General features: G+C 43.8%; 3 protein-coding genes. All 3 read left to right on the top strand.

The genetic code is table 11. The features are described from left to right. Positions 1 to 2,839, top strand: a 2,839-nt coding sequence (locus MHN32_RS22495) for an amino acid adenylation domain-containing protein (RefSeq protein WP_239422863.1), incomplete at its 5' end; no start/stop codon positions are given. After that, positions 2,839 to 13,119 (top strand): non-ribosomal peptide synthetase, encoded by a 10,281-nt coding sequence (locus MHN32_RS22490; RefSeq protein WP_239422862.1) that lies wholly within the window; start codon positions 2,839 to 2,841, stop codon positions 13,117 to 13,119. The genes MHN32_RS22495 and MHN32_RS22490, both read left to right, overlap by 1 nt. Beyond that, a partial coding sequence (locus tag MHN32_RS22485) for a hypothetical protein (protein ID WP_239422861.1) occupies positions 13,119 to 13,409 on the top strand: 291 nt, incomplete at its 3' end. The genes MHN32_RS22490 and MHN32_RS22485, both read left to right, overlap by 1 nt.

Below are 13,409 nucleotides of genomic sequence, written 5' to 3'. Positions count from 1 at the left end.
TGCAACGGAAGCGGTGCTGATGATCAGTCTTCATCACATCATCGCAGATGGTTGGTCGGTAGAGATATTGCATCGAGAGTTTGCGGCACTTTATCAAGGATTGCAAAGAGGGGAGGCTGCGGTACTTCCTCCTTTAGCAATTCAGTATAGTGATTATGCTGATTGGCAGCTGGCAAGTCAGCAGCAACAAAAGCTCAAGTCACAGCTAGACTACTGGGTTACTGAGTTAGCCGAGCGTGGTGAAGATTTAAAACTGCCTAGCGACACCGGGACAATAGAAAAACTTAGGGGTAGTACCAGCAAAGTCAGTTTTTCTTTATTGCCTTCTTTTAGCTCTGAATTAGAACTGATAGCAAAAGATCAAAAGATAACACTCAATATGCTGTTAAGTTCAGCATGGGCTATTTTGCTAGCTAAGCTTACCGGCAGCTCGTCATTACAGATAGGACTTCCTGTTGCTGGGAGACAGCATGCGGCTTGCTTTGATCTAATTGGACTGTTCGTCAATACCGTTGTCTTGAAAGTTGAATTACAGTCGGAGATGACTATTATCGAGTTGTTTTCTCATGTGAGTGAGAAAAGCACTTCTGCTTTTGCCAATCAAGATGCTCCGTTGGAGCAAATAATTGAGCGTTTGAACCCGCCAAGAAGTTCATATCAGCATCCGGTATTCCAAACATTGTTAGCACTTCACAATAAGTATGAGGTTGCGCAGATACCTGCTCTCGAAATGAATGAACTGATACGGACGAATGGTCATTCAGAATTTGATTTAGTGCTAACTGCAGAGCAAACAGAACATGGCTTAGATTGCCATATAGAGTTTCTAAATGAGCTTTACCACTCTAGTGATGTTGCCAAATGGAGCGAGTATTTCTTAAATATCTTAAAGGCTTTTGTAACGCAACCTAATGCAACCCTTGCCGAGTTATCACTTATGTCTAATGATGATAAGAGGCGTTTACTTGGTTGGCCTCAAAGCGTATTGCAAGCTACTCCAACTTTGTTGATGCCTCAGCGGTTATCGAATAATGCTGTTCGGTTCCCCGATAATATTGCCATAGTAGATAATGGCAAGGAGTATACTTATGCTTGGTTAGAATCCCACTCAAATCAGCTCGCAAATTATCTCTTACAAGAGGGAATTACAACAGAAGATCGAGTAGCAATCTGCCTGCCAAGATCGGCAATGTTTATGGTCGCTATTTTCGCGGTTATGAAAGCCGGTGCGACATATGTGCCGCTGGATAGAGCGCAGCCAAAAGCTAGGTCTCTTTATGTTTTGGCCGATAGTAAACCAAAGCTTTTGTTATTACCTGAGGGTGATGACCATGAGAGTTACAAACAAGCAGAATCCGATTATGTGATACAGAATTTAAGTGAAGATCACACAATATTCCAAGATCATGAACCGAATGCGCCCCAAATCTGCATCGCCCCACAGCAACTGGTGTACCTAATATATACATCAGGATCCACCGGTAACCCTAAAGGCGTGATGGTGGAGCACCAAAATTTAGCTGCTTTTGTCGAAGGCTTTATAGACCGCTACCGACTCGACTCGACTAAACGCATACTGCAATTTAGTGCTGTAAATTTTGATATGTCCATTGAGGAGATATTTGGCAGCTTAATGACAGGTGGGACGTTGGTACTACGAGACGATACCTGGCTATCGAGTACGGCAACATTTTGGGCGCTTTGTGAACAGCAACGTATCAATCTAATCACTTTGCCAACGGCATTTTTCCATCAACTTATGCAGGCGCCTACTATGTCATTACCTAATATGCTGGAAACAGTCATTATTGGTGGTGAAGGGTTACAGGCTGGCTGTGTTGAGCGCTGGTTTGCACATCAAGGGAAGCTTCCAAAGTTAGTTAACTCTTATGGTCCAACTGAAACCACCGTCACTGTTTCGCACTTAGAGATAAAGCCTGATGGCTATTATGGTGAAATTTTGGCTATTGGCAAAGCGGATGCGAATAACCGTATTTATATACTCGATAATCAGCAACAACTACAGCTTCCTGGTGTAAAAGGAGAGATTTATATTGGTGGAAATCAAGTCAGCCGAGGCTATTGGAACAAAGATGAGTTAACGGCAAAGGTATTTTTTGCAGATTTGCTGGAGCAAGATCTTGGTTCAAGAATGTATCGCACTGGAGATATTGCTCGATATCGTAATGACGGAAACATTGAGTTTTTAGGTCGCAGAGACGCTCAAGTCAAATATAAAGGTTACCGTGTTGAGTTGCCTGAAGTGGAGCAAAACTTAGCTCAGCATGAGCGGTTGGATAGCGCGGTAGTGCTGCTTAATACCACTAAACAGCATCAGCACCTTGACGCTTGGTTGGTTAGTCACAGTTGCCAAGATCATAGTGACCTTATCAGTGATGTGAAGGGGTGGCTCAAGCATAGGTTGCCTCATTATATGCAGCCTAGTCGGTGGGCTGTGCTCAACGTATTGCCGTTAACAAATAATGGCAAAATTGACAAAGCTAATTTACCCACCCCCATTGCGCATAGTGATAGTCGCTATATGGCGCCGAGCAATGAACTAGAAGAGAAGCTTGTGGATATATTGCAACTGACTTTGGGGTTACAAACTTCCCCAGGAGTGCATGATAGCTTCTTCGAGCTTGGAGGTAGTTCTATTTCACTGGTCGCGTTTAAAAATGCGATAGAAAACGGTTTCGGTGTACAGCTGGAACTGCTGTTTTTATTCACGTATCCAACCGTAGCTGAGATTGCATTAGCTGTTGAACTGGCTAACAAAAACACTGGCGCAAATACCGAGGCCGAGCTTGCGGAAGATATGGAATCTGGAGAATTTTAATGGTTCAAAAAATAATAAAAAAAGCGCTAGCTGCAGGGATCGAACTTTATCTTGAAGAGCAAAAGCTAAAATTTACGGCGCCAAAAGGAGCGTTGACCTCTGAGCTAAAGAATGAAATTTCTGCACACAAAGACGATATTATCCAGTATCTACAACATAGTATCCAACGTCCTAAAGTTAGTGCTATCACTCCTCGTCCTGACAGTAAGTATCTACCTTTGTCTTTGGCGCAGGCGAGATTGTGGTTTATACACCAGCTTGGTGGTGGCGAGAGTAGCGAATATAATATTTTTGCAGCATTCGAGTTAGAAGGTGAGTTGCGAGTTGATAAGGTTAGTCAGGCTTTGGCTGAAATAATCAACCGTCACGAAGTGCTCCGGTGTGGTTACGTTGAGCAGCAAAATCAAACGCTGCAGTTTTTACATCAAGACTTTGAGATACCTCTGTTTCAAGAAGACTATAGCCTGCTTTCTGCCGCAGAATATGAGACTAAACTACAACAGCTGATAACTAAAGAGTCACGTTACTCATTCGACTTGAGTGCTGAATTAGTATTGCGGGTAACGCTTGTTAAACGTCATGCCAAACAGCATTGCTTACTTTTCGCTGTTCACCATATTGCAGCAGACGGCTGGTCAGTGGAAGTGCTGTCATCAGAATTTGTGACCAGTTATCACCAGTTAGCGACTGGCCAGTCAGTGCAGTTAACTGCTTTACCAATACAGTATGCTGACTATGCCTATTGGCAAAAGCAACATTTAGATCAGCCAGTACTTGAACAGAAATTAGAGTTTTGGCATGACTATTTAGCCGAAGCTCCAGAGGTACATAGCCTACCACTCGATAGACCACGCCCTAAACAGCAAAATTTTACATCTAAACAAATGCAAGTTCCTTTGAGCAAGAAACTGAGCGAGCAGTTAGTCAAGCTGGCAAAAAGCCACAATGTGACGCTCTTTACCTTATTACAGTCTGCATTTGCTTTTGTTTTAGGCCGATTTAGTGGTAGTGATGATATTGTGATGGCGACACCTGTGGCGGGAAGAGAACGAGAGGAAGTTCAGTCCTTGATCGGCTGCTTTCTCAATACAATAGTGCTGCGTTCGGAGATCCCTGAAGATGGTGATTTTTGGCAATTTTTAGCTAAAAATAAAAGCCGAGTACAGCAGGCTTTTGGTCATCAAGAGGTACCTTTTGACCAAGTCGTAGAGGCTGTGCAGCCTTCCCGCAATTTAGCCTACAACCCTTTAGCCCAAATCAAGTTTGTACTACAAAATTATCAACAATCTCAATTTGAATTGACGGACTTGATTGTTCGCGCTTTACCGTTGCGAGAGGGAGCTGTGCGTTATGACTTGGACCTTAGCATATTTGAAGAGCAAGGAAGCCTAATCCTTGACTGGAATTATAAAAGTGAATTATTCGACCAAGTGACAGTGGAGCGGTTATCAACAGCTATGGTGCAATTGCTAACTGCGTTGCCTGAACACCAATCTAATCAATCATTACCTTCGTTGTTGAGTGAAGAAACAAGACAATCGCTCCTATCAATGGGAACAGGTGAGCAGCAAGTTACTGATACAGAACTTCCCATTGTACAGCAGATATTAATTCAGGCTCAGAGTGCACCGGAACGAATCGCAGCTCGAGCAGGTGATACGACACTAAGTTATGGCGAATTAATTGCCAAAGCGAAAAATTTAGCTGGCTGCTTATCAGAACAAGAAATAGGTCATGGTGATCATGTTGCGCTATTACTGCCTAAAAGTGTGGAGCTATTAGTCGCCGTTATCGGAGTACAGCTGGCGGGAGCCGTATATATCCCATTAGATAAATCGAGTGGTAAGACAAGGTTGGAATATGTATTAAAAGATGTTGATGCCGAACTATTGATAACCCAAAGTGCACTTCTCGAAACAGTATCTAGCGAAGGGTATGATGTAATGTTGATGGATGACTGCTTAACGCCAGACTGGCTAAGTGAGTTTACACCATCTTCGCTACCGCCAACTCAGTTAAGTGATAGTGCTTATCTAATTTATACATCAGGCTCTACTGGTCAACCCAAGGGAGTTGAAATTACTCAGTTGGGATTACAGCAGTATTGCGCCTTTGCCAGTGATTTTTATTACCAAGACCATCTCGTGGGCTCTCTACTCGTTACTGAGCCGGCATTTGACATCAGTGTACCTAGTCTTTACTTACCCTTATTACATGGGGGATGTGTGACATTATTGCCACAAGATGATGTGATTTTTGCTTTGCTGAACGAATTACAGCAACTTGAGCTTGAAGGGGTATTATTGCGATTAACTCCTAGCCATTGTCAGGCCTTACTCGATGCGCTCAAGGGCCAAGTGATCACTGCCCCTTGTGTATTGGTGATAGGTGGTGAGGCCCTATCGCAAAGAGTAGCTTTAGCATTAAGTGATACGTTTCCTAACAGTTTGTTATATAACCATTACGGTCCAACAGAGACTGTCGTGGGCTGCTGCATACATGCATTCAATGATTTACCATTGTCAGGAAACGGCACTGTACCGATAGGTCTGCCAATGACTAATACTCAGTTGCTGGTATTAAACGAACAACAGCAACTTCAGGTGCCCGGAGGCATCGGCGAATTGTGGATTGCAGGTACCGGTGTGGCGAAGGGATATTGGCAACGGCCAGAGTTAACCTCTAGGTGTTTTGTTGTAGATGTTTTAAAGAGCGGCTCGTCCGAACGTTACTACAAAACAGGGGATTTAGTTCGCTGGAATAGTCAAGGGCGGTTGGAGTTCATTGGTCGTAATGATCAACAAGTTAAAATTCGTGGGCATCGAGTTGAACTTGGCGAGATTGAAACGCTTTTGGAGGGCTGTGATGGTGTTCAACGATTAATCGCACACGTTAATAGAAGCCAAGAAAATGAGTATCTTGTGTGTTATTTCGTGCCTCAACATGAAGATGTTGAGGCCGTGCGCAACCAGCTAGAAGGTCTTGCCGCTGCTAGGCTACCTATGTACATGAGACCGCATTGCTATATTGCGCTTGATGACTTTCCGCTAAGTCGTAATGGCAAAGTTAACCGACGGGCATTACCTGATCCCAAAACGTTGCAACAAACTTCACGACTTGCTCCGGAGAGCTTGGTTGAGATGCAGTTGCTGGATATTTGCACGCAGCTGTTATCACGAACAGATATTGCGCCTAACAGTGACTTTTTTGCAATGGGGGGGCATTCACTGTTAGCGGTTAGGTTGATCAACCATGTGAGTACACAGCTGGGTAAGAAACTACAGTTAAAAGATATTTTTAATCACCCCATTATTCGTGACTTGGCTAAGTTTATACAGAAAAGTGAAGATCTAGCGCTTGAACCAATTAAGCGACTGGAGACGGATATGGTTAAACCGCTTTCTGTAGCGCAGCAGCGGTTGTGGTTACTGTCGCAGATTGAAAGCAACCAGGCTCAGTATAATATGCCATTTGCGTTGGATATCTGCGGCCAGTTTGATGTCGATATTGCTGAGTATGCCTTGACTCAGTTACTAGAGCGTCATCAGGCATTACTTATGAATTTTGTCACAATAGATGCTCAACCACAGCTACAGTTAACGCAAGAAGCTTTTCAACTAGTATTACTAGATGTGACTGGAAAGTCTATCGCTGAGCAGCAGTGTCAACTTGAGACTGTGCGATTAGAAAATGCAACCATACCATTCGATCTAAGCCGAGATTGTCTGTTGCGCGGGACTTATGTCAAGCGAGGTGAGCAGCACGGCACGTTACTCCTCACTACACATCACATCGCGACAGATGCTTGGTCGATGAATATTCTATTACGCGACTTTATTACTATTTATAAACAAAAGCTGGGTGTTGACACTGAAGCGCTTCCTGTGATCGATATTCAATACAGTGATTATGCCGCGTGGCACCATGAACAACTTGCGTCGAATGAGCATAAAGCGCACTTAGATTATTGGCTTACACAGCTGGCAGATATTGATGCTGTCCATCAGTTACCCATTTATCAAGCGAGAAGTAATCAGCAAACGTTTGCTGGAAACAATCTGCAATGGCTATTGAATCAGAAGCAGTTGAATGGTTTAAAGCAACTTGCGGGCAAACACAATGCGACGCTTTTTATGGTATTGCATGGTTTATTGAGTCTGTTAATTTGCCGTCACACTCAGCATTCACAAGTGGTTATTGGAACCCCGGTTGCAAATCGTAGTCACCCGCAGTTGGATAACGTTGTGGGCTTTTTTATAAATAACCTAGTGTTAAAAGTGGAGTGCTCTCTTAAGCAGAGTTTTGGGACGTTCTTAGAACAAATAAAGCAAGTTAACCTAGAGGCATTGTCCCGCCAAGCTACGCCATTTGAACAACTGGTCGAAATGCTAGCTCCTGAACGCAGTTTGAATTACTCCCCGTTGTTTCAAATCATGTTGATTCTGGACAATACGGCGAACGAAGCATTACCTCTTGGCGATTTGCCGTTTTCCATGACACCACAGTTACACTCAGAATCGGTAGCTAAGTATGAATTGACTTGGCATGCACGTGAACAATCAGAGGGTCTGCAGCTTACAGTCGAATACCGTACTGAGTTGTTTCATCAGCAATATATCGAGCAGATGATGGCGCAATTTGCACAATTGGTTGATGGCGTCATCGATTCTGAACAACAAGCTTGTTATCACTACAACTTGTTACCAGAATCTCAACGTGACTATTTGTTGCAACAGCTAAATTGTACCTCGCAAGCGTTTGATAGTGAGGGGTTACTGCAACATGCCATCGAATACCAAAGTGTTACGCAGCCCGATAAAGTAGCTGTCTGTTTTAACAATGAAAACTTAACGTTTGCAGAGTTAAATGCGCAATCTGAATGTGTTGCTAAACAGTTGTGTCAAAGAGGGATCCGGCCTGGAGATTTAGTTGGGATTTGTCAACCGCGCTCTTTATCTATGCTGATTAATATGTTGGCTATTTTAAAAGTTGGTGGTGCTTATTTGCCTTTAGATCCCAGCTACCCACCACAGCGGCTGAATTATATTGTTCAAGATAGCGAATTAAAGCACTTAATTTTGACGCAATCGTTACAACCATTATTCAGTAACAATGTATCAGCTGCACTTCACTTGCTTGAATACCTAGACTTACAGGCGTCGACAAACCCCGTTTCTTATACTAATCAACTCACCTCAGATAGCTTGGCATATGTGATCTATACGAGTGGCTCCACGGGCAAGCCAAAGGGCGTCAAAGTGAGCCACAGAAACGTACTTAACTTTTTTACCGCGATGAGCACATCGCTACCAAGCAACTCGTCAGATATAACCTGGTTAGCTAGCACGAGTATTAGCTTTGATATTTCTGTGCTCGAGCTATTCTGGAGCTTAGCCTCTGGAGCTAAGGTAATCATCCAGCCAGAGCGACCACAGAGTATCGCAAGTGAAAAGCTCGCACAGGTGCATTTATGCAAATCAGATATGGCATTACTCGATGCAAAAGAGTTATCTGTTGCGAAGTTTTCAAGCTATGTTGGTGATCGAGTTTCTTGCTTACATTCTGATACTGAAAATCTCGGCTTAAACTGTCGCGCCACGGAGCAAGAATATGAGCAGGCGGCGCGAAGCGGAGCTGGACTTTCGGTGCTATATCAAGGAAGCGAGCTTTCAGAACTAGCAACAAAAGTTGCGGCATTTAACACTATTCAGCAAGCGGCTAGCAGCAGAGTACTCTATCTGCCCGTTAGCGAATGCAATGAACAAACGGGAGCGCTTTGCACGCTTGAAGATAGTGATATGGCTCTGGCGCAGTTAGCTCTCTTTGGCAAGATGGGCTTTAATGCAGTTGTAGTTATTTACACGTCTCAACAACATGCCTCCATCACACCGCAGCAGTTATCTTGTGTAGCAACAATTCAAGAACGCTTTATACAGCACGATTGTCAAACGAATATGTTGGCACAACGTTTTGAGAACGATTGGGATCCTGCTCAGTTAATCGTTCAACACCAAGTTTCACACTTTCAAGCGACGCCTAGCTATATACGTGAATTACTACACAGTGACTCGGGTCGAGATGCATTACAGCAGCTGGAATTGCTACTGGTTGGTGGAGAGGCTCTGAGTGATGACCTTGCTCAGCAACTTTGTGCGCTTCTGCCTGAGCGAGTGTTTAATATGTACGGGCCAACGGAATGTACGGTGTGGTCTTGTGCGGCTAAAGTGAAACCACAAGCTGTCACGATAGGTGCCCCTGTCGCGAACACTCAAGTTTACGTTGTGGATGAATTTCAACAGCTAATGCCACATGGTGCTGTGGGTGAACTATTAATTGCTGGTGAAGGAGTGACACCAGGCTATTTAAATCGTCCGGAGCTAACGCAGCAACGATTTGTGGAAGTGTCCTTTTTAACGACACCTATTAGGGCATACAAAACCGGCGATTTGGTTCGTTGGCAGGACACGGGTGAGCTCATCTATGTTGGCCGTAACGACGATCAGGTCAAAATAAAAGGACATCGTATTGAACTTGGAGAAGTTGAACGACTAATTCGCGAGTTCGCGGATTGTCAGCAAGTGGCGGTGGTTAAACAATGTCGCAGTCAAACCGGATTATTGGTCGCATTTGTTGTGTGTTCATCCACATGCAAAGATAAACAGCAGAGCGTATCACAGTGGCGCCATATACTCGCTATGCGTGCCCCAAGTTATCTTATCCCTGACCGTATAGAGTGTGTCTCTGCTTTACCTCTAACTCCAAATGGCAAAGTGGATAAGTCAGCGCTAGCTAACTTGAATGTGGTTGCAGATATTGATTTTGTACCAGCTAAGTCGGAGAGTGAACACAGTGTGATGGAGAGTTGGCAACAAATACTCGGGCTTAACTCTGATATTTCAGTTCATGACAGCTTTTTTAATATTGGTGGTCACTCATTATTAAGTTTACGTTTAGTAAATGAATTAAACGCTAAATTCAATTCCACTTTGTCGCTTCGAGATATTTTTGAACATAATACTATCGCGGCGTTGAGTCGGTTGATTGATGAAAAGCAAACAAGTCAGCAGCACGTTATTCCGAGACGTAAAAAATCACAACAGTCATTGCCATTATCATTACAACAGCGCCGTTTATGGTTTATCGATCAGCTTCACGATGGTAAAAGTACGCACTACAACATGCATTTGCTTTTCCAAGTTGGCAAACAGTTTAACCTTGCGCTGGCTACTCAAGTTATGAATGAGTTGATAGAGCGTCACCAAGCATTACGCACGATTTACCGTACTCAGGAAGAAGAAATAACGCAAGTCGTGGTCTCACGACCTAAGTTTACTATTACCGAGCTAAATGAACAGCAGCTATGCGCCCAAAGCGCAGTAGACGAGCGACTAAAAGCATTAGCGCAACTCCCCTTCGAACTTGCTACATCCATTCCGTTCAGAGCAACTTATGTTACGACAGGGCTAAGTTGTTACTTGCTAATTTGTGTCCACCATATTGCGACAGATGCTTGGTCTATGGAGGTCCTTGCTCAAGAGTTTTATTCGCTGTATCAGGCTTATCAGCAGGGGAAAGCGCATCAACTAGTTGCACCCACAGTCGATTACGCTGACTATGCATTATGGCAGCACAGTGAAGCTCAGCAGCAGCGGTTAGCGCGACAAAATCAATATTGGTTAGAGCAGCTAAGTGATATGCCCATGCTAAGTTCATTGCCACTGAATAAACCCCGTGGGAAGTTTGCTGCACATAAAAGCCAAACCATGACTATAGATGTCGAGGGTGAATTATTCGAATTAATGAAAAAAGCAACATCAGCGACTAATACGACAGCATTTATGTACTTACATGCTGTTTTGAGCATCGTACTATGCCGCTATAACAACAGTGATGATTATGCTATTGCAACGCCAGTGGCTAATCGACCGCACAAAGATTTTGACAGCGTGGTTGGTTTATTTGTTAACACCTTGGTGCTGCGTACTCATTATCAATCTGAGTGCTGTTTTAGTGATTACCTACAACAAGTAAAAAGTACTGATGTTGCCGCCTTAGACAATCAAGAGACGCCCTTTGAGTGGCTAGTTGAGCAGCTTACGACACAGCGCACTACGAGTTATAACCCCTTGGTGCAGGTTCTGTTTACGTATCAAAAGGCGCTAGTCTCAGATGAAAGCACCTTTACCGAACACCTTAAGCCCATCGAGTTTAGTGATCAGCAAAGTAAGTTTGAATTTTCATTGCGTGTTATAGAGCACGAGCGAAAGCTGTTATTGCAGTTTGATTATGATACGAGTCTATTTGAAGCGGTAGCGATACAAAACGTTGTGAATAGCGTAAAGCACGTACTGGCTCAAACGCTGACCAACCCTGAAGTCGCACTTGGGCAATTACAGTTAACTACGAAACAAAGTGAGCGTTCGCAGCAGTGTGGTGTTGTTAACCTTAAAGGTCGCGATACATCTTTATTAGCATTATTTTATCAGCAAGTAGCAGCTCACCCTAAAGCTATCGCTACGCGCTATAATGAGCAGGAGTTCAGTTATGAAGTGTTGGCCCAAAAAGTAGAGCAGCTGGCCAACTACTTGCGTCAACAACAAGTCGGGGAAAGTAGCCGAATTGGCTTATACCTTGATCGTGGTCCTGAAATATTGGTCGCAATTCTCGCTTCTTTGAAAATTAATGCTTGTTTTGTTCCGATTGATTTGTCAAACCGAGGGGAGCGTCTCAATAGCATAGTTAACGATGCAAAGCTTGATATGGCACTCATTTCACAAGCCTATTGGACGCGCTGGCAAAGTCAACCATGCCAGGTGACGGATCTAACACTTAGCGATTGGTTGTTTCACGAGTATAGTAGTCTGCCAAGCAGTTCAGCTTACCAAGCTCAAACCCCTGCTTATGTTATTTATACATCAGGTTCAACAGGTAAACCTAAAGGGGTTGAGGTTTCGCATCGGGCATTGCTTGATTACTGCCAGTTTGCTTTGCAGAATTATTATGACGTTGAGTTAGTAGGCTCGTTCTTGGTGACGTCTTACGGCTTTGATATTAGTTTGCCTGCATTACTTCTACCATTATTGTGCGGTGGTACGGTCGACCTAAGTGGTCACCATGATGAGGTTTTAACCGAGCTTGCCAAGCGACTTGCGCGACCAAGTACTCAGCCTTTGTTGTTGCGATTAACACCTATGCATGCCAGAGCGTTAATGTTCATTATGGGTGATGAGGTATGTCAAAGTCAGCATGTCTTTGTGATTGGCGGTGAGTTGTTTCCGGTATCGCTTTTCGCCCAATTAACTCATACCTTTCCAAATGCCACCATATACAATCATTATGGACCAAGCGAAGCCGTTGTGGGTTGTTGTATCGCGCGGCTAAATGATTTTGAGCTAGGACAGGCTGATTCGCTCCCTATTGGCTACGCTATGGAAAATACCCAGCTATATGTATTAGACAAAGCAATGCAGATAGTACCAACTGGTGTTGTAGGTGAATTGCACATTGGAGGGCGCTGTCTCGCGAATGGCTATCTTAACCAACCGGAGTTGACTACTCAGCGTTTTGTTCACAACCCATTTCAGCCTGGAGAGCGATTATACCGTACCGGTGATCTTGTTCGGCAACAGTATGACGGCAGCTTATACTATGTGGGTCGCATTGATGATCAAGTGAAATTACATGGTTTTCGTATCGAATTGGGAGAAGTAAACCAGCAGTTGCTTATGCTACCTCAGGTTAAGGCAGGTGTTACCGTAATGGCAGGAGAGGAAGAGCATAGGCGCTTAGTCTCATATGTTGTGCTTAACCAGTCCAATATAGACCCAGATATCACTTTGTCACAGATATTGCTGACGCTACAACAAAACCTTCCTAGTTACCTTTGCCCTGCGCAATTGATTGACTTGCCTGAGCTACCATTGAGTGCAAACGGTAAAATTAATGTCAAAGCGCTACCTGAGGCACCCATGCAGGACTCAAAAGAGTTTGTTGCGGCCAATACCGATCTTGAATTGCAATTGGTAGCTATCTGGCAACAGGTACTTCGACTTGAGCAACCACCGAGTATAGATTGTAACTTTTTCGCAGCTGGAGGTAACTCTCTGCTTGTCATGTCATTAAGCACTGCTCTACAGAAGCAGTTTGCGTGCGTAACACAAATGAACCAATTATTTCAATATCAGACTATCCGCCAACAAGCAGAGTTGATTGAGCAACTATTCGCATTACAAGCAGTCGATGCAGAGAATGACGAATTTGAAGATGAGGGAGTATTATAATGGTGCTAGAAATTCTAAAGAAAGCGCGCCTACAAGGTGTCACATTATTTCTCGACGAGCAGGGACAGCTGCGTTTTAAAAAGAAGTCAGGCAAGTTAAGTGCTGAGTTAAAAGCTGAATTAACAGCAAACAAACAAGAATTAATAGCGCTACTCCGTGCCCAACAAGAGAAATTGGTTGCTATTACCAGTATAGATCGCAGTGGTGCGATCCCAGCGTCATTTTCACAACAACGGCTGTGGTTAATCGATAAGCTAGAAGGCAGTCAACATTATAATGTTGCAGCAGCA

This window comes from Pseudoalteromonas sp. Of11M-6, from assembly GCF_022347905.1.
GTDB lineage: Bacteria > Pseudomonadota > Gammaproteobacteria > Enterobacterales > Alteromonadaceae > Pseudoalteromonas.
This window is presented reverse-complemented; position numbering and strand designations above follow the sequence as displayed.